A 23,549-nucleotide genomic window follows, 5' to 3' on the forward strand; every position below is an offset into this window, starting at 1 on the left:
ACCATAAGCCTAAAATGGATTCAATCTTAAATTCAAACAAAATGATCGACCATTGAAAATAACTATTGCTCATTACGTTGCGTAATATGATTAAATCATAACTAAAGATGCGATTAATGAGCTGGAAGAAACTTGTTCTTCAGTCAGTTGCTAATTTCTTAATGGTGTTGATTCTAAGGGGGAACGAGTTATTTTGATTAAAAGTAAACTAGGTCATTTTACTTCTAAAGCAGGAGAAGCAGAGTTTAAGAATGCTTATCATGAAGCAATGGCACTTATCCCAAAGCCTAATGAAACAAAGGATATCCATACTAACTATGGTACAGTTCGTGTATATTACTTTACTGAAGAGAAAAACAGGGACAAAGAGCCTATCGTATTGCTTCCTGGACGCTCAGCTTCTACACCAATGTGGGAGCCGAATTTGGAGGGGCTAATGAAGGAAAGGCCAATCTATGCTATTGATTTACTCGGGGAGCCTGGAATGAGCATACAGACAGTTGCAATTGTCAACCGGCAGGTACAAGCTGAATGGTTAAATCAGGTGCTTGAAGCGTTAAACTTAGATAGAGCTCATATTGTTGGCGTTTCAATAGGGGGTTGGACTGCCATAAATTTAACGAGATATTACCCCGAAAGAATAGCATCTATTAGCCTTCTAGATCCAGTTTTTGTTTTCGCTCCGATTTCACTAAAGATGATTGCTTTATCAATTCCGGCATCTGTGCCAGTTATTCCCCAAGCTATCAGAGAAAAGATGTTAAGCTATATTTCTGGAGGTGCTAAGGCTGATGAAAGTGAACCGATAGCAAAGTTAATAGAATCAGCAATGCGAAACTACAAGCTTAAGCTTCCGGCTCCTGATCAAATTAGTATTGAAGATTTGAAAAAGATTGATCTTCCTATTCTTGCTTTAATGGCTGAAAACAGCACAATGCATAATTCAAAAAAGGCAGTTGAAAAAGGTAAAAAATATGTAAAAGATATTGATATCGAAAGCTGGCCTAATGCCTCACATGCGATAAATGGGGAGTATCCTGAAGAAGTAAACAGCAGAATACTGGTATTTGTAAAAAAGCATTCGCGGGACTAGGGTCAGTAAGATAGTCAAGCATAGGTCTAGTACGTGTTGTGGGACTTGGTTTAAAAGATGAGTTTTTGCTCGTAATCATTTAATTAAGGAATCTCCTCTGATTGTGTTTGGCATTTATCGTATTTACGTTTTAAAGAGTTGTAATCTTTGCTGTCCTTGCATCGGGTCTTTAAATAGTGCTTCACCGATAAATCAATAAAAGATTGAGATGCATCCATGAGATCGCGGTCTCCCTCAGGCCATGAAGCTCGATCTTCTTGAATCTGTGCAAAAGCATGGATTCGTTCATCATCCCCTTCTGTTACTTCCAGTACTATTTTCCACCAAGCTTCGGCTAATTCTTGTGCAACCGGATCTTCCGGTGCCATCCCGGACTTGGCAAGCGCTGCGGCTTTCAATGCTATTGTTCTCCATGTATGATAAAAATCGAAGGCTTCTCTTTTGGCAAAATGTTCACCCAACATTTCCTTCTGGCTGTCACTGAAAGTGTATTGCCCCCAATCCAACAGATTACTGTTCCTTAAGGTTCGGATAAAACCGGTTATCAACTGCCACGGCGGATCGTTTCCAGCTGCGATGGCAGTCCGAAATGCCTCGATTGAAGAAATGCTTGCATAAGCATCTTCTATTTTTCTATAGAGTACAACCTCTTGCTCATGCAGGATTTGATCGATCTGAGATAACTTCGGACGTTTAACCACTTTGTCGCGTATTTCTGGTAAGGAAAATCCTAATGATTTATAAAACATGATTTGCTCTAAACAGAGCATGTCTTCCTTGGTATAATAACGTCGTCCACCTTCAGTACGGCCGGATGTCGGCAAAAGCCCGATATTGTCGTAGTGCTGAAGGGTTCTTACGGTTACACCGGTTGCCGCGGCCAGTTCGCCGATCAAAAAGATTTTGTCTGTTCCGTCCATGCGTCTCACCTCCTTACCATTACACCACATAACGTAACGTAATGAGCAAGGAATTTTTATTTTTTAAGGTACCTGCTCAATATGGATTGGATATATTCCGAAATCAGTTCGCTAGCAACTTACACCCTGCCCAAGCATTTACTTCTAAAAGGGGCATTATTGTGTCAATTATTACGTATAAATCGACATCGAAGTAGGATTATCCATTATTCTGATAACCTTTGTCGAATGTATTGCTATGGGGAGAGGAATCCACTATTTTAGGGTTATACCACCCCTCAAATCTAAGCGTGTTACTGGAATCAGGCATGAGCTTAAAGAGGCAACTCTTTTTGCTCATGCTTTTTTTACGCCCTTTTTAGGCAACAATTTGGGCAAAAAAACGAAAAGGAGATGATGATGCCGATATTTTTGGACGTAATCGAGGGGAATGGTTAAGCAATGTTGTGGCGCTGAGGGGGCAGGCTTCGCGTTAACATTCAAATATGATGAAGGAGGGGACACAAGAATCGTGAAGAAGTTCAAAACCTTTACAACAATTTTATGTTTGTTAGGCATGATTCTAACGTTGGTACCGCTGTCAAAGGCTGATGCGGCAGAAGGCAGCGTGAATCTGAAGCCGACCGTCATTCCAAGTCTGCAAGAATGGACAGGGGGAACAGGCAGCTTCACGCTGACGGAGAACTCGCGTCTCGTACTGCCTACGAGCTACGCGCGTAAGTTAGGCGCAACCGCTGTCGTATTCCAGAGCGATCTGAAGGAATTAACAGGCCGCAAATATGTATCCGCTGTCAGCAACCTGCCGAAGGCGGGAGATATTGTCCTCACCATGACGAATGAGCGAGACGAGTCGATTGGTGATGAGGGGTACTACTTTGAAGTCGGCGATTATGTCACCATTCGAGCGAATACGGATACGGGTGTGTTCTACGGTACGCGGACTGCGCTTCAAATTCTAGCACAAGATGGAGCACACATTCAGATCCCTAAGGGGAATGCGAAGGATTTTCCGAAGTACAAGGTGCGCGGCTTCATGCTGGATGTCGGCCGCAAATATTTCCCGATGGATTTTCTCAAAGAATATGTAAAGTTTATGTCGTATTACAAAATGAACGACTTTCAAATTCACTTAAATGATAACGAGATTTTCAAAGATAATAGTCGTACGCATTGGGATAAATACGAGGCATTCCGATTGGAGAGCACGAAGTATCCGAATTTGACGGCAAAAGATGGACATTACACGAAGAAGGAATTCCGCGAGCTGCAGGATTTGGCGAATCTGCACGGCATGACCATTACCCCGGAGCTGGAGTCGCCAAGTCATGCGCTATCCTTGACGAAAATTCGACCTGATCTCGTTAAGGACACGCTTCCTGTGGATCATCTGGATATTACTCGCCCGGAGGCGGTTGAGTTTATCAAAGATGTATGGGGAGAGTATATCGATGGCGGTTGGTTCGATGCGAAGGAACTCCATTTTGGCGGCGATGAATTCGATCGGAATGATAAGTCGACGGTGGAAGCCTATCGACAATTCTTGAATTCGATGGATGACTATTTCAAGAGTAAAGGCAAGACATCTCGGATGTGGGGAAGCCTCTCGTTCTTCCCAGGCACGACGCCTGTGAACAAAGATATTACGATCAATATCTGGAATAACGGCTGGCATAATCCGAATGATGCGATTCGCGATGGGTTCAATATCATTAATACGGTCGATGGTAACTTATATATCGTACCGAAGGCAGGCTATTATTACGATTATTTGAATACGAAATGGATTTACGAGAGTTGGGATCCTACATATTTCAGCGGCTCGATCAAATTAAGCGAGAACGAACCGAAGCTGCAAGGGGCCATGTTCGCGGTATGGAATGACCTATTAGGCAAAAAGGTCAGTGTCGAGGACGTCAATGATCGCGTTAAGGAAGCACTTCCAGCATTGGCGCAGAAAATGTGGGGCGGTAAAACGACAGATTCGACTTACGAACAATTCCAGCAAATTAGCAAATCCATTGGGGATGTGCCTGGGACGAACTTGCAGCATCGTGTAGCCTCACAAAGCGAAATGGTTTTATCGTATCCATTTGAAGAAGGTAACGGTCAAACCGTGCACGATACTTCCGGCAATGGCTATGACGGATTGATGCAGGAGGGAACGTGGGCCGAGTCGGGTAAGAATGGCAAGGCTGTACAGTTCAACGATGCGAGCGGGTTCATTACAACAGGACTTCCGGACAAAGGATTTCCATGGACTGTCTCAGCTTGGGTGAATCTGGATGAAGCAGCGACCAATGCCGCTTCCGAAGTGACCTTTATGCAGTCCGACTACGGTAAAATTCAATTGAAACAAACTGGAACAGGTAAAATTGGATTCTCGCGTGAAGGGTATGATTACAGCTTCAATGCAGTCATTCCTACTGGCAAATGGGTGCATGTTGCACTTCGCGGGGATCTAAGCGGCACATCGTTGTTCCTGGATGGGGTATTGAAGGATACGTTGAAAGATACAACACTGCTGCCGATCGCAACGATTGGTGGAAGCCATGGATTTGTTGGTGCTTTGGATGATCTGCAAGTGGTGAATCGCGTGCTTTCCGCGAAAGAGATTGCAGCAGCTGCTGGATCACCCCCATGGACGATCAATATCGCTGCGCATCAGCCGGCCACTGCTTCATCGTCTGAAGTGGACTATCTGACACCGAACCTCGCATTTGATGAAATCGAATCGAGCACTTCTCGATGGGCTTCGAAGTATACGGATAATGAATGGATTCGAGTCGACCTTGGAGAGCGCAAGGCGTTCGATAAAGTAGTCTTGAAATGGGAAGCTGCCTATGCGAAAGGTTACAAGATCCAAGTCTCTGACGATGATCAGAACTGGAACGATGTCTACACGACTACAGCAGGTGCCGGAGGAACAGAAATTATCAGATTCCCTGAGACGACAGCTAGGTATGTGAAAATGTTAGGAACGAAGCGAGTAGGTACTTATGGATATTCGCTGTATGAATTCGAAGTCTATCAACCGAATCCGAATGATCCGGTTACTGTTCCAGAAGCGATTCGTTACACGGAGAACTTCGAGGACAACGCTATCGAAGGTTGGGAACATGTGATTGGCAAGGGTGTAGGAACCATGGCATTAGTGGACGATCCTACGGGAGCAAGCAAGTTTGCGCTTCGTTTGGCTTCCAATGGAACGAACAATATTTTCGTGGATCAGCATTCACCTGCTGTGAAGGACGGTGAGGTCGAATTCAAGGTTCTTCCGGAGTCCGACAACATGCGTCTAGGGATTATTTTCCGATACGATTCGAATGATTCGTGGGCTTCGGTAGGGTTCGATAAGACATCGTGGTACTGGGTCAATGCGCAAGACAGCTACGGACTGATGACCAGCGATCCCGCTGCGAAGTTAACGAAGGGTGTTCCTGCGACGGTCAAAGTGAAATTCGAAGGTAATTCCGTTGCGCTGATCGTGAACGGCGTGACGTATTATGACAACGTCATCAGCGGTATTCCGAATACGGCGGGTAAAATGGGCGCGAGAGTGTTCGGTACGACAACAGCGGTCTTCGATGACTTTCATTACAACAACAACGTACCGGTTACGAATATCAACGTCACGGGGGTCTCGCTTGATAAGGCTACCATTACACTGAAGGAAGGCGAGACGGCAGATCTGACAGCTACCGTTCTTCCAGCGAACGCGACGAATAAGCAAGTGACTTGGTCCAGCAGCGACAATACAATTGCGACAGTGGCGGCGACGGGCGCGGGGCAAGCCAAGGTCACGGCCGTGAAGGAAGGGACAGTGGATATTAAAGTCACGACGACAGATGGTAAATTTGAGGCCATTTCAAAGGTTACCATTGTGAAGTCCGTGAACAAGGAACTGTCAACGGCATTGATCGGTGCTTCGTCTGTCGTATCCGGACAATCTTTCGATGTGACTTTAGGGCTTCGCAACGTTACACAAAGTGTATACGCTCAGGATATTTCCCTGCAATTTGATCCGACAGTGCTGGAGTATGTGGATGCGAGCTCTTTGATCAATGGTGTTAGTGTGATCAAGTCGGTCTACAAGCCAGATGGAACATTGCGCTTCATCCTTGCAAGTATTGATCCAGAGCAAGCATTGACCGGAAATCCTGATATGCTGAAAATCACTTTTAAGTCTAAGGAATTAACGCAGGGCACGAACACGACTCTTGCTGTGACAAATGCCGTGGTATCGGATGATGGAGGCATAGAGATGACTGCGAAGGTGTCGTCTCTTGCCATTCAAGTAACGGTGAATGAGCCGGGTATTCCAGGCGATTTGAATGGCGATGGCAAGATCAGCATCGGGGATCTCGCAATCATTGCGGCGAATTACGGCAAGACCGATAAGGATTCAGATTGGAATACCGCGAAGAGAGCTGACGTTAATCATGACGGGAAAGTGGATCTAGATGATCTGGTATGGGTCGCGCAGCGAATCATGGGTACGAACAAGAATTAAATAGGGAAATGACATCCGACACGGCTTGCTTCATGAGAACGATGAGACAATGCCGTGTCTTTGTGCTTGCAATTTCGGACTATGTAAGATCGCTCTTATGAGCGTAAGAACATGACTTGAAATGGGAGGATTATATAACCAATGAAGAAAAAGAAAAAGAAAAAAGCTATTCAACAGACTAGCGCAGCGATCGCTCTATTGATGAGTGTGCAAATGGGGGTACCAGCGACGCTCGTATTCGCCGATGGGACGACGAGTGCCGTAACGTCGAGCATTTCTGCCACAGCAGCAGCGGCGTTAGCAAGCTACACGAAGGATTTTAATGACGGCAATGTATCCAGTTGGAAGGTGGCAAAAGGAGAAGCAACACTCACGGCGGATAATGGAACGTTGAAGGCGGAGACGGTTGGATCTACAGTCCTCGTGGATACCGATTCACCTGTCATTAAGAATGGTGAGTATGAGATCAAGATGAAATTCAAAGATGTTCCATCCCGGATTGGGCTACTTATTCGCTATGTCGATGCCAATAACTATGCACTTATTCATTATGATAATAATAATTGGGGCTGGGATTTCCTCAAGAACGGGACAGAGACCTACGGCGGAATTGAGTCGGTCTCGAATCCTGTATTTGAAGCCAATAAACAATATACGTTCAAGGTGAAATATATCGATGATAGCGTTCAATTGTGGCTGGATGGACAGGAAGTGCTGAATACCACACTTTCGGATATTCCAATGGCTCCAGGTAAGATAGGCATTCGAAGCTGGTTCGCGAATAAGACCATCAACATTGATGATATCAAATTGGTGGAGAAAGAATCCGGCAGCTCAAATACTAGACCCATTACGATAACGGATACGCTCGCCTCCAACCTACTAACAGCTGAGATTGATAAAGAATTCCCTAGGGTTAAGCAATATACATGGAAACCAACAAACAGGATGATACAAGGCCAGATCAATGGTTCGAATGAAGTGAAAATTAACGGCGTGTCTTCCTTCCCAATCGCTACAAATTACGCGAAGCATGCAGCTACTTCGACAAAAGGGGAGTCCGCAACCTATACCTTGAACTTTCCAGATCAGAACGTGGATATGGATGTTGAACTTGAAGTGAAGGATAACATTCTAAACTTCCGTGTAACTCGCATAGCCGAGAATGGTACGACTAAGGTTCGAACCATCGAACTACCAAATCATGATCTTGTGTCCGTCGTATCTACAGAGCCAAAGGCCGATGAGACTTCAGTTCAGGTCACCTCGCAATGGAACACCATTAATGAAGAGTTTAAAGACTTAAAGAATAAGAATACAGCAGATGGTGGGGGAAGTCGGACTTACGCTTTCTTGAACAATGGTTATCTTGCAGGAACGATCGTGAACAATGTCATTAATGGTGACGATAAACTTCGTGTGAAAGTCTCTACAGGGACGAACAGTGTGAAGAAGGCTGCGCTGTGGAACGGGGCATGGACGTATCGGGGAAGTCTTGCGCCTGGATTTGGCCCAGAAGAGCTGCCATGGTCAAAAGTCATTATTACGGGGAATGCGAACAATGACGGTATCATTAACTGGCAAGATGGAGCGATTGCGTATCGTGCGAATGCACCTGCACCGTACCGAAGTGATTTGATACGGGATAATATATCATACATTGCAATTAACCTTGGATCAACGAATACCAATCCGTTCATGCGGGCATTTGATGATGCGAAGAAAATCTCGAATTTAACGGATGGATTTGGTCAAATTGTGTTACATAAAGGATATCAAGCGGAAGGTCATGACGATTCCCATCCGGATTATGGCGGTCACATTGGGATTCGTCAGGGTGGAGCGAAGGATTTCAACTATATTCTTGAAGAAGGTAAGAAGTATAACATCAAGGGCGGCGTGCACATTAACGCGACCGAATACATGTTGGATGCCAAAGAAACGAAAATGGAGAACTTGGTTCAACCCCTCAGCGGAGGATGGGGATGGTTGGATCAAGCCTATTACGTGGATAAGACGAAGGATATCGAGTCGGGAGAGCTGAAACGCCGTCTGGATATGCTGAAAGCCGATACCGGAGATAACCTGGACTTCCTCTATGTCGATGTCTATTCCGGCCTTGGCTGGAATGCCGCGCAACTGGCGAAGTACGCGAAAGACAATGGCTGGATGCTAGGTACAGAGTTCGCAGGTCCATTCAATGAACAAGTATCCTGGGTGCATTGGGGAACAGATCCAGGCTATCCGAACCAAGGCAACTCCAGTAAGATTATGCGCTTCTTGCGTAATGACACGATGGATGGCTTCATAAGCGATCCTGTTTTGAAGGGGAACAAGCAAGTTGGAGTTGGTTATTGGCAGAATAACCCAGAGTTCTATGATTACAAGAAGACGACAGAAGCGTTCTTCCAACACAATCTGCCTACGAAATATATGCAGCATTTCCAGATTATAAGTAGGGACGTTGGTGGTTGGGTGTTTTTCACGGATAACGTAATCGCTGCCGTAAAGCAAGATAGCAAAGTGCATTTAATGAAGGACGGCAAGGATGTTGCCATCATGACGTATAGCAGTGAAATTAGCGATAGCACGATATTCATCCCATGGGATCCGGTGAAAGAAGATAAAATCTATCACTGGAATCCGGCGGGCGGCGCAACGACTTGGGATCTTCCTAACTCCTGGAGCGAACTTAACAGTGTGAAGCTCTATAAGCTCTCTGATTTAGGGCGGGAGTTCATTGCCGATGTTCCTGTTGTGGGTGGCAAAGTGACGATCACGGCGGACAAAAAAATTGGTTATGTTCTCTACAAGACCGAAGCGCCAGCTGCGTTAGATATGAATTGGGGCGGCAATGGCGCTGCGAAGGATGTCGGCTTTGACAGCCAAGGCTTTACGAAGTGGCAGAAATCTTCGACTGGCGGGAATACCGACCACGTTACGATTGTGAAGGATGGGAATGCGGACGATAAGCTGCAAGTCGCAGGACCTCAGGATGCTTCGGTGACGCAAGAGCTTACTGGATTAACGCCAGGGAAGACGTACAGTGCCTCCGTCTGGGTGAAGGTGAACGGCGAACGCCGCACAACTATCAGCGTCAAGCAAGGAGAAGAAGAGAATAGTAATTACTTGGATAACACCAACGTGAAGTTTTGGGCACAGCAGCACAAATATTTGAATACGAATTTTGAGCGGCTGAAAGTGAATTTCGACGCGGTTGGTACGACAGCGACACTCGCGCTGAATGTAGACCCGGGCTCTGCGGTTGTCCAATTCGATGACGTTCGCGTCTGGGAGAATCCGACGAAGACGGATGAGCATGATGGCGGCGCATTCTATTACGAGGATTTTGAGAATATCGATGAAGGATATGGTCCATTCGTATATTCGAAGAACAGCCCTGTACGGACGCATCTTGTCGAGAAGCTCGATGGCCAGATCAAGTCTTATGTCATTGACGGTAAAACATCGCTCAAGACCAATGAGGAGAGTACAGGTGAAGTGCTGCGTACGCTACCTCAGACATTACGTCTCATGCCAGGAAAGAAATATCATCTTACCATGGCCTACAACGCTGAAGTGAAAGATATGTATACCGTATCCGTTCGCGGAAACGTTGGAGGAACGGTGAAGGACTTGGCATCACAGAAACTGGATGCAGGCAAGGGAACAGTAGATCTGAGATTCGAGACAGCGAATGCGGAGGATATCTATCTGGCGATTAACAAGAACTTCACATCAGATGCAGGTACGGAATTAACAGGAACCATGGTACTAGATACGATTCGTGTGGTCGATGAGACCACACAAACGGCAGTAACGGGTGTGAAGGTGGATAAAGCCGATGCAACACTCACGGTGGGTCAGACTGTTGAATTGAATGCAGCGGTAGAGCCGAGCAACGCGACGAATAAGAATGTCACATGGTCGAGCAGCGATGAATCTGTGGCATCCGTCGCCGTAACGAACGGAAAAGCAGTCGTCACAGCGAAGAAGCTGGGAACGGCTGACATTACGGTGACGACAGAGGAAGGTAAATTCAAAGGCGTTAGCAAAATAACGGTCTCCACAACGGCAGCGCCATCGGGCTCGATCGCAGCACCAGCTTCGGCATACGCTGGCAAAGAGTTCAAAGCTCAAGTCGGTCTAAGCAGCGTGACGCAGGGTGTATATGCACAGGATTTGTCTGTCGATTTCGATCCGGCAACGTTGGAATTCTTGCATGCAAAATCGCTGATTACAGGCATAAGTATCATTGATAAGAAGACATTACCGGATGGCAAGCTGCGCTTCATCGTTGCAAGCGAAGGGCCAGGGAATGCCGTAACAGGAACCAAGGATGTCCTCGAGCTCACGTTCAAAGCGAAGCAAGTTACAGAAGCTGTGAACAGCGTTATTGCGATCACGAAGGCCATCATTTCGGATGCTGCTGGAACTGAAGTGACAATCGGCAATGCAAGCGCAACGGTACAAGTGTCGAAGGAGCAACCGCCAGTTGCGACAGGCGACTTGAATGGTGACGGTAAAGTGACGATTGGTGACTTGGCTATCGCAGCTGCGAACTATGGTGCCACGAAGACAAGTCCGAACTGGAGTAAGGTGCAGTTGGCTGACTTTGACAACAATGGTGTCATTGACATCAGTGATTTGGCTGCTATTGCCCAAAAAATTATTCATTAACACATAGCAGCCCAAGAGAAATCTAGGGCTGCTATTTTTTGAACTCACAATGATACATAATGGATCATTTTTGGGTATCGAAATAATCTCATTCGTTAGACCTAGATCTATAAGACTATGAATTATTATTTGTCGAAAAAAGGGGTCGAAACCGCGTCTTTACAATACATTAACAGTTCTATGATGAATTTTATAAGATTATTAGAAGTTATGTCGAAAGACTTGCAAAATGTGATGGCTCGCGGTAATTTAGATACAAATAGTAACATTAATTTCGTTAATAATTTTGAAAACGTTACTAGATTAGAAGATAGGGGAGGGATGACTCGAATTTTAAGGCATGCGTTAAATCATGAATTATATACCCATACTAAAAATATACTGAAATTCGAAGGGACGATCCTATGAAAACGAAATTACTATCCACGCTACTTGCCGGCATCTTATGTCTGCCGCTTGTATTGAATACAGCATTCGCAGCTACGGGACCTGCGTTCTCTTTAACAGCAGATCAGAAGCAGGCCAAAGTAGGTGAGACGGTCTCACTAACCTTGAGCGGAAAAGGAATTAAAGACCTGTATGCCTATGAAGCTAAATTTACTTATGACCCGAATCAATTGGAAGTCGTAACCGCGAAGTCCAAAATGGAGGGATTCTCTGTATCGCCAATCAAGAAAGATACGGAGATTACGATCGCACATACGAAAATTGGGAAGGTCAATGGGCAGGATGGGGATTTCGATATCGGCACCATTTCGTTCAAAGTTAAAAAAGAGGGCGATGCGAAAGTGACTTGGACGGCGATGAAGACCGTCGATCATAATCTCACGTCGGCTACTGTAACTGTTAACAGTTCGGCTTCGTTCAAGGCTTCGGGTAAAGCAAGTGCGCCTACGCTGACAGATATCCAGAATCATTGGGCGAAGGATCAAATCCTTGAAGCCGTTGAGAAGGGCATCGTCGATGGATATCCTGACGGCACGTTCAAGCCGGATGCGCCAATCTCCCGAGCTGAATTTGCTGCCATTCTAGCGCGTGCATTGAATTTGCCAGATGGCGATGCACTCCAATTCAACGACCTGCTCAAGATTCCGAATTGGGCACAGCCGCAAGTGGCTAAAGCAGTCAAAGCAGGCATCATTACAGGCTATGATGACAACACATTCCGTGCGAATAGTACAATATCACGTACTGAAATTGCAGCGATGGCAGCACGTGGATTGAAGCTCACTCAGGGAACAGGCGATAAGCTGAATTTCGCGGATAAGGATGTCATTCCAGCTTGGGCAATAGGATGGGTTGAAGCGGCAGTGGATAAGTCGATCATCAAAGGTCGTGAAGGTAATAAGTTCGTTCCAAAAGCCGGGGCAACGCGTGCAGAAGCAACCGTCATTGTACTGCGCATGTTAGACTCTAAATAAGTGGAACCACAAGTAAATAAAGAATAATGATCAATCTCCAGGGCTTAGGCTCTGGAGATTTTTTGTATATTCAAAATAGACGGAATAAAATAATGTTTGACGTTAAAGTAAACGTAATGATAATATATCCATTATATATATAGACATAAATAGTAAGTGTCTATAAATCAAATACGGTGTTGAAGGGAGAAGGAAGTTCGATGTTTAAAAATCCGTATGTCCGGACGATCATCTCGTCCCGTGTGCTGATTCACCTTGGCATCTGGGTAAGGAACTTTGCAATTTTGTTGTATGTGACAGATATGACGCATAACGATCCACTATATGTTTCGCTAATCTCGGTGGTTGAATATGCGCCCATTTTCATTTTTGCGATCATTGGGGGCACTTTTGCCGATCGATCCAAGCCACGAAGGACCATGATCGGTAGTGATATGTTATCTGCACTATCGATTATTACGGTCTTGTTGGTCATTCTGTATGGGGCATGGCATGCATTATTTTTCGCGACATTAATCTCTTCGATCTTGTCGCAATTCTCGCAACCGTCCGCGATGAAGCTCTATAAGCAGCATGTACCGGAAGAGCAGCTGCAAGCGGTAATGGGGATCTACCAGACGCTTACGGCGGTATTTGTCGTGATTGGACCGATGGTAGGGACATTTATTTATCAACAATATGGGTTGGAAGTGGCCCTAGCGATCACCGCCGTGCTGTTCTTAGGTGCAGGTTGGATTCTCTCTTGGTTACCGAAGGATGCTGAAGATGTCCGTCAGGAGCAAAAGACCCATTTTATGCAGGATTTGAAGGATGGGCTTCATTATGTATGGCGAAAACGAGAGCTTCGAGCGCTTGGTGGCGCATTTGTGTTCTCTGGCTTCGCGGCGGGATTAGTTCAACCGATGCTGATCTTCGTCACGATGGAGAATTTAGGACTGGATAAGGGTCAATTGAAGTGGATGATGATGGCCAATGGTGCAGCAATGCTCGTGGGTGGAGCTGTCGTGATGGGAATCGCGAAGAAAATAAAACCACAGACCTTGTTAACTTTGGGTCTAGCGGTCAGTACATTCACAACAATTGGACTTGGATTCTCCGTTAGCGTACCGCTGTCTATGAGCTGTCAAGTGTTAGGAGGCTTTTTCTATCCGTTCATTATGATCGGCATCAACACGTTGATGATTAAGAACACCGAAGGTGCGTTTATCGGCCGTGTCGGTGGCGTCATGACACCGCTCTTTATGGGGATGATGGTGATCGGGATGTCGATAGCCGGGATGCTCAAAAGCGCGCTATCGTTATCGACTGTCTATCTGATAAGTGGCTGTTTGTTCTTCATTGGGATGTTGGTTCTATTGCCTCTATACCGTAAACATGTACAGGATGCAGTGGAGGTCCCTCAAGTTGTTCAAGATTCTGAAGCGTGATGGGTGCCATTAATTCTGTGTCGTAGGCTTCCACCGTGTTAATCCGAATGGGCCATGCATACGCTGTGAGTGACATATGATTAATAGATGGTGGTGAGTAGATGGGTGCAATCGTTGGTGTTCTCCTCGATCCGAAGACATATGCGGGGATACGAAGCGGGAAAACAGGCAGTGAACGCATTGCCTTATATCAGAAAGCGGGTCAAGAACTTGGCATTACGCCCCTCTTTATGTCACTAAGGCCAATTCGGAACAATGTTGTTGTCGGATTAATCTATAGACATCCTAAATTTCATCTTGTTAGACGTCCTATCCCGAGTGTGACGCATAATCGCGCGATGGCTTTTTCGAAATCGAGTAAGCAACTTATGGCGACGCTGGCTGCACGCAGTACCATTTTTAATCGCGTTAATCGGTTTGATAAATTGCATATCTATCAGCTCATGTATAAGGAAAAGCGCATGCGGCGTTTCCTACCGTGGTCTGTGAAATTCACACTTGCACAACTTCGTAAAGCGATGGTAAAACATAATGCACTCTATATTAAACCGACGAGCAGCAGTGTGGGGGAAGGCATCATCAAGATTCAGAAAGACATGAACGGATTATGGATCTTGACCTGGAAGAAGAGAGAAAAGTATCTGTTAAATGAGGACAGAGCAATCGCCTGGATTAAGAAGAAGGTTGGCCGACAGAAATATATGATTCAAGAAGCGATTCAATTGGCCAAACATGAGGGGAATGTCTATGATCTACGCGTCTCCGTCCAACGAGGGGGAGATGGGAGGTGGCAAATTACCGGTATCGTAGGGAAGGTCGCTGCGAAGGGAAGCCATGTCACCAATGTCGCCAAAGGCGGGAAGGTGAAACGCACACAGGTATTGTTCCGCGGGAGCGGCTTCCATCCAGTGATTATGAAGCGTACGGTAGAGAAGTCTTCCCTTCAGATGGTTAAATTCCTAAGCACCAAGCTGCCGCTTTTGGCTGACGTGGGACTAGATATTGGGATTGATGAGTTCGGGCAAGTAAAATTGATTGAAATGAACTGCAGGGACCAACGGTATTCGTTCCGGAAAGCAAATATGAAGAAGACGTTCTATCGTACGTATGAAACGCCGCTGCGGTACGCCAAATTTCTGCTATTGAAGAAAAAGAGCTCCAGATTGAAATTACCAAATCTTGAACAATCGAAAAAGAAAGTGCTACAATAGACTTTTAGGAAGAATGCACTAGATTCTACCATCGATTCGACAAAATTTGTAATAGGCGATCAACCATTCAATAAAGGAGCGATATGGAACCAAACAAGCAGCCACGTAAAGGCTTAAAATTATCGGCAATCATTTCAATTGTTGTACTCATCTCCGTCTTCGTTACAATTATTATCAATACGATTGTCGGTTATCAAGCGGAGCGCATCTCGTTATATAACAACACGATAGAATTTAACAAAATCAACGCGACAGATCTAAGTAAGATGACACAATCTCTGATGGTATCGATGAAGAAGAGCATTAAAGTGACGGCAGATTATTTCGCGGATGTACCTCTAACCGATTCGAATGTCCTGTCACAGCTTGATTTCTTTATGGATACCAACCATTATTTTAATTCAATTGTGGTCGTGGATGCTGGGGGGACGATCGTATCGACTTCACCGAGCCACCTGTCCTTAATCGGCCAGAAGCTTAGCTCGCAAGCGGCGAAGGAGGCGCTCGAACGTCGTACCCCTCTTATTTCAGAGCCGTTTCTGGCCATTACAAAGAGGCTGATCGTGCTCGTTAGCCACCCGATCTATGATTCGAAGGGTGTTTACAAAGGATTTGTTGCGGGTTCGATCTACTTGCAACAGCCGAATATTTTTCAGAACATTCTAGGTACCCAAAATAAAAATAAGAATGGATCGTATTATTATGTCGTTGATTCTTCGGGCCGATTAATCTATCATCCGGATTCATCGCGTATTGCGGAGAAAGTAGATCAGAATCCTGTTGTACAGAATCTAATCCATGGGGTTAGTGGACAGCAATTAGTGACAAATATCAAAGGTGTTCGGTATCTGGCAGGATTTGCGAAGGTTGATGAAGTCGGCTGGGGGATTGTATCGCAAACACCAGAGAGTTATATTCAAGCGCGCAGCAACAAGCTCATTAAGAATATGCTCGTTTTCTCGATGCCGTACTTGATCGTTCTATTATTGTTGTCGATCTGGCTTGCCCGTCGCTTGTCCAAGCCCTTGTATCAGCTCGCGAATGCCGCATCACGTCTCTCGCAAGGGGATGAGAGTTTAACCTCTATCCCGCTTCAACCGAGTTGGAATTATGAGACGAACGAGCTTACGAGGACGATTGCAATCGCCTTCGATCGGATGAAGCAGAAGACCGATGAGCTGTCACAAGAAGCAATGACGGATCCGCTGACAGGTTTAACAAACCGAAGAACAATGATGGCTATCACGTCACTCTGGGAAGAGCAGGGGATATCCTATGCTTTTGCCATGCTGGATTTGGATCGGTTCAAATCGGTTAATGATACGTATGGTCATCAACTTGGCGATGAAGTACTTAAATTTCTTGCGCAAGTGATGATGGAAGAGAAGCGGGACCAAGACTTTTGTTGTCGGTATGGCGGTGAGGAGTTCACGATCCTTATGCCGGATACGACAGAACAGGAAGCATACATAGTAGCAGAGCGGATACGAGAAAGAATGGAAACATCAATAAGTCCGATCGGACGTCCAGTGACGCTGTCCATCGGCATTTCCTCGAATGCAGAGGGTTCTGAAGATACGATGGAACGCTTATTGAAGAAGGCGGATGAAGCGTTATATGCGGCCAAGCATGCAGGGAGAAATCGGGTCGTCATGTATCGCAACATGGAAGACATCATGTCCTCGAAATGAAACGCATAACGCAAGACAAAAAGGTGTGAGCTACAAGAAGATATTTTCTTGAGGTTCATGCCTTTTTCGATCGGATTTGTGATATCTTGAGGGAAGAAGATGCAACGTCATGGTGGAGAGGATGTGCGATGAGAGGATGACGATGAACAGGAAGGAACAGACGTCTGTAAGGCTGCGTGTGCTGACATACAACATTCATCATGGAGAAGGCATGGATGGGGTTGTAGATTTACAGCGAATAGCGAATGTCATGCAGTCTCTGCAACCGGACATTATTGCGCTGCAAGAAGTCGACAAATATGTACCGCGCAGTGATGACGTGGACCAGACTGCTGAACTTGCTCGGCGAATGGGAATGACAGGGGTATTCGGCAAAGCCATTGATTTGCTGGGCGGGGAGTACGGTGTTGCGGTATTATCTCGGTTCCCCGTAATCGCTGAACAGAAGACGTACTTGCCGAATGTTAAGCATGGAGAGCAGCGAATACTCTTATCTGTGAAGTTGGATTTAGGGGAAGAGCTTCCGCCGTTAACGTTCTCCGCTGTCCATCTGGAGTGGAATCCGAAGCAGATTCAAGCTAAGCAAGCGGCAGCAATTATTGAGCTGCACAGCAAGGAGACACCTTATGTTCTCGCAGGGGATCTAAATGCAATACCTGGATCGGATACGATGAAGCTGATGTCAGCCGTGTGGACAGATGCCACGGCGAGCATTACGGACTGGACGAATGCAGAAGATGGTAAAATTGATTACATCATGGTTGGGGCGAAGGATCAGTGGCAAGTGGGAGAGCCGATCTTGATGAAGGAAGACATCGCATCGGATCATCGCCCGGTCCTTGCTGTGCTGGACTGGATTAGATATTAGCAACAACGTGCCAGCCCTAGCGTTTATGATTAGGGATACATGAAGAAGGACATCCGTTCATTCGTGAACGAGATGTCCTTCTATTTTTCCAATTACTCTTGCGGCGCCTGGAACCATGTACGCTCGCCATGTCGAATGATGAGTGCTGCTCGTGCAGGAATGGTCTCGCTACCAACTTTCACTTTGTGATCTGAGAAGTTCGCGGTAACTTGTAACTGATCGCCATATGAAGCCTGTTGAACGAGCCTATCTTCAGACAGGATCTTGAAATCTGTCATCGATTTCTGGACAGCTTCCGCATGGAAAGGGGACCACACCTTCAAATAATCCGTGATACGCTGCTTGTTGATGTTCCAAGCACGCTCATTCATATGATAGAGCGGAGGGACATTATAGAGGAGTTCTTTCAGCATTCTTGTACCGACTTCACCCTTAATTTTGAAGGAACCCCACTCCCAGTGCGCTGTGGTAATCACGGAATCGTTATACACCAATTTGAAGAGTGGAAGGGAATACGTAGGGTCAATATAGATATGATCATAGAGTTCCTTAACTGGAACTTGTTTGTTGTAACGTTCCGGGATTTGTCCGGGCGGTCCCCAATAGCCGCCGATATAATAAGGACTTTGTTTGTTCGTCCGCATGTCGGCATCGCCCCATTTGATCACAGGCGCCTCCATACCATGTGCGAATGCAATCGTCTGGCTCGCATAATCATTCCCTGTCTCCGAACCGATCACCATATGCTGCTCGTCACGGATATACGCCATACGATCAAGCTTAGCCTGCATATCTTGCGCTTCTGTTGTCTCATGGCCTGGTGTGTAATCATCATTGAAATCACCCGCGGCATCTACGTCGATGAACCAGGAATTAAAGGCTACACCGGTGCCCATTATTTCTTGCATCCGCTGCTTGACACTTGGCAGTGACAAGGTCGGGTTGAGCAGACGGCCTTTCTTCAGAAATCCTGTCTTTTTCTCCCCATTTGCCTTCGTAATGGTACCATCTGCGTAGAGACTTGCATCTGGGAAGAAAGCTGTCTCCCAATCGCCAGTCTTCTCTTGATGAATGGAATGATAGGAGTCATAGGGCCCAATCAGATAGCCGAGCTCCGCCGCTTTCTTAACGAATTCAGGATTCATATAAGCAGCAGTCCAGTCGGACAGACCGAGCCAAGCTTTTGTCATACCGGCTTGCTGGAACTGCTGTAGTAATTGAACGGTATTCTTCTCATTCCAGTGATCGACTTCGACGACGGCATCGCCGAGTTTAGCCTTCAGCAGACGTTTGTTCAATTCGAATAATTGTACGGGATTCAGCTTGTCGATTCCTTGGGCGATCAATGCTTCGGTTGCCTGATCCAGGGATTTGAATATTTCCGGCTGGTAGAAATCCTTGGATTGGAGTAGCGCGTTAAACCCGCCGATCATGCTATTTTTCTGATATTTATCATAATAATCCTGCTTCATGACAGCACGGAACTGGGCTGCTTGCTCTTTCCCTTCATCACTTGCACGTGGTAAATGCGAAGTGATCCAATCGAGAAATGGCTTATCGAGTTTCGATTTCAACTTCGGCCAAAGGATATCCTCCTCGGAGAGGAGAGATTTATTCCACATATAAATATGCGGTGCGCCATAGAGCTTCTCGATATTCGGATTGTTCGCAGCTTTCTGCTGGAGTGTCGTGAATTTTCCTTGTGCGACCAGTTCATTTTTATAAATACCGGCGATTGCAACGGGATCATTATCGGTTACATAAATACGGAAATTATACGATTTATCCGGATTAATAGAGGGAAAATCATGCGTCATCGAGATCGTGATCCGTGGGTCGACCGTGAAATCTACTGTATTGTTATAAGGATTGTCGAGAACATACATGATTGCATATTGGCTCTTGTTCACCGTCATGAAACGCATGGAGAAAGATTCATTGAAGGACAGACTCTCGTCCGCCAGGAATGCTCTCCAGTGCTGATCATGACTAGGAATCCATTTCCCTTCCCCCCAAGGTATCATATAACTGTCTCCGCTTAACGTTGGCCATGTGATGGACTTCGCTGCGGTCGACGTCATTTGAACTTCAAGCGCGTCTTTTGCCCGTGTTAACTGAACCTGTAGGCCATCGTCAGGATATGTCCATGATATTTTATCGCCCACACGTTGAACATTTGAGACTTTACGTATGGGTTGAGGCTCGGACGCGATCTCTGTCTTGCCGTCTTTTGTAACAGAGATTTGGAACGTCTCGGGCACAACATCATACGTAAATGGAGAAGCAGGATTCACAACAATCGGTTTGGGTACAGCAGTTGGAGCAGCAGGACTTGAACAGCCTGTAATTCCGACGGATAAAATAAGTACTAAAGTTAGTAGTATAGACATGGTATGTTTCATGATGGAACTCCTTTGGAATATATATCACAATATAGATCGTATTACGATGTACTTAATGAAATGAAAACCCTTGATGAAGTGATGAGATCATTTCTTCATGGCAAGGGGCAACGTGTAACGTGCTTATTCATGAATTTGGAACTTTGCATGTTTGTATTGATTGACCAAGGCATGTATCACTTTATAGCATCCGAATCCCATCATACCGCCAATTAAGTTCAATATCAGGTCATCCACATCGAAGCTGCCTAAGGTGAATGCATATTGCAGCATCTCGATGAGAACACATCCGGTAAATGAAGCAAGAAAGATGCGATGAATTGACCGGAAGTAAGGGAAGAGCAAGGGTAATAATAGACCAAACGGGATGAAAACCCCGATATTGCCGAACAAATTCAAGAAGATCGTTGTAAAGGTATAGCGATGATGATTCACGATATAATCACGCAAGGTGTGAAAAGGGACTGTATTCTCGTATAAGTGCATACTCTGCGTATGTCCATACTCAAGCATTTTACGTTTCCATTCGATTGTAAACGCCCGACGTGCCCAGCGGTCACTCGATAGGAGCATGACGTAGCTGAGGAGGGAGGTATAGAGAATGAAAAGCGCTAGAATCCATTTACGCAAATACTTGTCCACGAGCGGGAGAGCATGACATAGCTGATTGCGGATGAACTGCGGCTTCCCGAATCGTTCGATGGCCATAGCTGAAGCCGTGTGCTCGTCGCAGCCTTCTTCGATCAGGTCCATATGTAGTTCGGTTAAATGATCCTTGAGCTCGTCCTGCATATCTTTCTTCTCACGCTTGGAACAAGGCAAGCCTTGAACGATCTGTGATGTATATTGTTCAAAATCCATGCTACTCGCTCCCTTCATGCGTTAGGGTCACGAGGCGCGTCAGCGTTTGCCAATCTTTCATTTTCGCTTGCAAGATTTTGGTTCCCTCGTTCGTAATTCGGTAATATTTACGGCGTCCGCCTTCAATCGATTCTCCCCAGTAGGATTCGACGGCTTTTTGGGACTCTAAACGCTTAAGGGCTGGATAGAGTGTGCCTTCTCCGATTTCATAGACATCATTACTAAGCAATCGAATTTTTTTGGAAAGCTCATAGCCATATTGATCCTTCTGAGCGATGAGGTTCAGTAGGATAAGATCAATACTGCCTTTTAGTAGTTCTTTGTTCACGATATTCACTCCTTTCTACTTCGTGATTAACAGAATATCACATAGTATATCGTATTACAAGGTAATTGGCTTTCCATATTCTTCTTGACAATAGCTCAGCGATATTGTAGATTTGTCGTTAATATTGAACAGTGTTGACCGAGAATCATGGTATTCAGCCTTTCGTCGCGTCAGAGAGGAGACCCCTTGGCTGCAAGGTTTCTAGCTACGAATGAATGCCCCTGTCTTGTGAGCTGTATTGGTGATTGTGGCTTATCCAGTTTGACAACTATACCAATACCGGGTTCGACCGTTATATCGACGAAGAATCATCATACGCCGTGTGATGATGAAATAAGGGTGGTACCACGACACATTCGTCCCTGACGAATGTGTCTTTTTGTCATACAGAGAAAGAGGAGGAGTATACGATGCGTCAAAGTCAATTATTCTCACCTACCCTGCGAGAGGCACCATCGGACGCAGATGCGATCAGTCATCAGCTGTTGCTTCGAGCAGGCATGATTCGCACGTTAGCTGCAGGAATCTATAGTTATTTGCCGTTAGGAAGGAGGGTGCTGCGGAATATTGAGAACATTATTCGCGAGGAGTTAGACATAGTAGGTGCTCAAGAAATGCTCATGCCTTCGATGCAGCCAACGGAGCTCTGGAAGGAATCTGGACGGTATTCAATCTATGGACCTGAACTCATCCGTCTTCACGATCGTCATCAGCGTGAATTCGCTCTTGGTCCTACCCATGAGGAGGTCGTCACCACCATCGTACGCAATGAGATCAACACGTATCGTAAGCTGCCTCTTATCGTGTATCAGATTCAGACGAAATTTCGGGATGAACGAAGACCTCGATTCGGATTGCTGCGTGGTCGGGAATTTCTGATGAAAGACGCATACTCTTTCGATACAGACATGGCAGGTCTCGATCGGTCCTATCAAATCATGTCTCAAGCCTATCATCGGATCTTCAACCGTCTCGGCCTTCATGTCAGAGCGGTAGAAGCTGATGCAGGCGCGATTGGCGGAGATGGCGGTACGCATGAGTTCATGGCACTGGCGGACATTGGAGAAGATACAATAGTGTCTTGTGATTGTTGTGAATATGCGGCGAATTTGGAGAAAGCGGTGGCTAGATTCTCAATTGAACAGACGGGAAATAATAATATTAATAATACTCGGATTCTCGATATGCCTGAGCGAATCTATACCCCTAGCATTCATACGATCGACCAATTAGTGCAGCTGCTGAATCTCAACCCGAAGCACCTGATCAAGACGTTAATATATCGTATAGGCGATCATGTCATTGCTGCGTTGGTACGCGGTGATCATGAGGTCAATGAAATCAAGCTTATGAATGCGCTTGGCGTCGAACAACTTGAATTGGCCGATGCAGCTACCGTTGAACGTATCACTGGGGCGCCAGTCGGATTCGCGGGACCACTCGGTCTTGCCGTACCGGTCTATGTTGATCATGCTGTAGCACGGATGGAAGAGGCTATTGTGGGAGGGAATGAACAAGATTATCACATCCGACATGTACGACCAGGGCGTGATTTTGACATGAATACCGTATTGGATTTGCGGAATGTTGTTGAAGGAGATGCATGTCCGCATTGTGATCAAGGTAGATTGCAGTTCAGCCGTGGTATTGAAGTCGGGCAAGTCTTTAAGCTTGGAACACGATATAGCGAGAAGATGAGAGCAGCTTTCTTAGATGCATCCGGACGCGAACAAACGATGGTTATGGGGTGTTATGGGATTGGCGTGTCGAGAATATTGTCTGCCGTCGTTGAACAACAGCATGATGATCATGGGATATGTTGGCCGGAAGCGATTGCTCCATTTCATGTACACCTTATTCCAGTGTCATTGCAGGATCCCAGTCAAGCGGAAGTGACGGAGTCCTTATATCAACGTTTGCGAGCTAACGGTGTCGCAGTGCTGCTCGATGATCGCGAGGAACGACCAGGCATTAAATTCAAAGACTCGGACTTGATTGGGATACCGTATCGTATTGTTGTCGGAAAGCAAGCAGCCGAAGGAAAGATTGAACTGAAGCAGCGCAGCAGGAAGGATACCGAAGTGCTGACAATCGAAGAAGTTATCGTGCGAATGAATTCATAGGAAGAGGAGGTAAT

13 protein-coding genes are annotated in these 23,549 nt (G+C 45.8%); 9 read left to right on the forward strand and 4 right to left on the reverse strand.

Going from position 1 to position 23,549, the window contains the following annotated elements; genetic code table 11:
- Positions 1 to 193 precede the first annotated feature (193 nt).
- Positions 194 to 1,093 (forward strand): alpha/beta fold hydrolase, encoded by a 900-nt coding sequence (locus C558_RS0120430; protein WP_018758157.1) that lies wholly within the window; start codon positions 194 to 196, stop codon positions 1,091 to 1,093.
- A gap of 83 nt (positions 1,094 to 1,176) precedes the next feature.
- Here the strand turns inward: C558_RS0120430 and C558_RS31515 are convergent, their stop codons facing one another.
- On the reverse strand, positions 1,177 to 2,013 hold the full coding sequence (locus tag C558_RS31515) for a MerR family transcriptional regulator (protein WP_018758158.1): 837 nt from the start codon (positions 2,011 to 2,013) through the stop codon (positions 1,177 to 1,179).
- Between the two features lie 430 nt (positions 2,014 to 2,443).
- On the opposite strand from C558_RS31515, the gene C558_RS0120440 reads away from it, so the two are divergent.
- The 7 genes from C558_RS0120440 (at position 2,444) to C558_RS0120475 (ending at position 17,821) form a co-directional block, all read left to right on the forward strand.
- Positions 2,444 to 6,523 (forward strand): family 20 glycosylhydrolase, encoded by a 4,080-nt coding sequence (locus C558_RS0120440; RefSeq protein WP_018758159.1) that lies wholly within the window; start codon positions 2,444 to 2,446, stop codon positions 6,521 to 6,523.
- Positions 6,524 to 6,664: 141 nt separating this feature from the next.
- Complete coding sequence (locus tag C558_RS32715; protein ID WP_018758160.1) at positions 6,665 to 11,203, forward strand: endo-alpha-N-acetylgalactosaminidase family protein; 4,539 nt, start codon at positions 6,665 to 6,667, stop codon at positions 11,201 to 11,203.
- A gap of 404 nt (positions 11,204 to 11,607) precedes the next feature.
- The gene (locus C558_RS0120455) at positions 11,608 to 12,624 is read left to right on the forward strand and encodes an S-layer homology domain-containing protein (protein ID WP_018758162.1); all 1,017 of its coding nucleotides are present in this window, start codon (positions 11,608 to 11,610) and stop codon (positions 12,622 to 12,624) included.
- A 200-nt stretch (positions 12,625 to 12,824) separates the two neighbouring features.
- Entirely contained in the window at positions 12,825 to 14,051 is a 1,227-nt protein-coding gene (locus C558_RS31525; protein WP_018758163.1) for an MFS transporter, read from the forward strand.
- Positions 14,052 to 14,152: 101 nt separating this feature from the next.
- The gene (locus tag C558_RS0120465) at positions 14,153 to 15,262 is read left to right on the forward strand and encodes a YheC/YheD family protein (protein ID WP_018758164.1); all 1,110 of its coding nucleotides are present in this window, start codon (positions 14,153 to 14,155) and stop codon (positions 15,260 to 15,262) included.
- An 83-nt stretch (positions 15,263 to 15,345) separates the two neighbouring features.
- A complete protein-coding gene (locus C558_RS0120470) occupies positions 15,346 to 16,953 on the forward strand; it encodes a sensor domain-containing diguanylate cyclase (protein WP_018758165.1) in 1,608 nt (535 codons plus the stop codon).
- A 142-nt stretch (positions 16,954 to 17,095) separates the two neighbouring features.
- Entirely contained in the window at positions 17,096 to 17,821 is a 726-nt protein-coding gene (locus C558_RS0120475) for an endonuclease/exonuclease/phosphatase family protein (protein WP_040675551.1), read from the forward strand.
- A gap of 92 nt (positions 17,822 to 17,913) precedes the next feature.
- Here the strand turns inward: C558_RS0120475 and C558_RS0120480 are convergent, their stop codons facing one another.
- From C558_RS0120480 to C558_RS0120490, 3 genes are all read right to left on the reverse strand, one after another.
- Positions 17,914 to 20,223, reverse strand: coding sequence for a glycoside hydrolase (locus tag C558_RS0120480; protein ID WP_018758167.1), 2,310 nt, complete (start codon positions 20,221 to 20,223; stop codon positions 17,914 to 17,916).
- Positions 20,224 to 20,346: 123 nt separating this feature from the next.
- The gene (locus C558_RS0120485; RefSeq protein ID WP_018758168.1) at positions 20,347 to 21,084 is read right to left on the reverse strand and encodes a VanZ family protein; all 738 of its coding nucleotides are present in this window, start codon (positions 21,082 to 21,084) and stop codon (positions 20,347 to 20,349) included.
- A gap of 1 nt (position 21,085) precedes the next feature.
- Complete coding sequence (locus C558_RS0120490) at positions 21,086 to 21,412, reverse strand: PadR family transcriptional regulator (protein ID WP_018758169.1); 327 nt, start codon at positions 21,410 to 21,412, stop codon at positions 21,086 to 21,088.
- A gap of 410 nt (positions 21,413 to 21,822) precedes the next feature.
- On the opposite strand from C558_RS0120490, the gene C558_RS0120495 reads away from it, so the two are divergent.
- Positions 21,823 to 23,535 (forward strand): proline--tRNA ligase, encoded by a 1,713-nt coding sequence (locus C558_RS0120495; protein ID WP_018758170.1) that lies wholly within the window; start codon positions 21,823 to 21,825, stop codon positions 23,533 to 23,535.
- The last annotated feature ends 14 nt before the right edge of the window (positions 23,536 to 23,549 follow it).

Origin of the sequence: Paenibacillus terrigena DSM 21567, assembly GCF_000374845.1 — a bacterium.
Classification (GTDB): domain Bacteria; phylum Bacillota; class Bacilli; order Paenibacillales; family Paenibacillaceae; genus Paenibacillus_K; species Paenibacillus_K terrigena.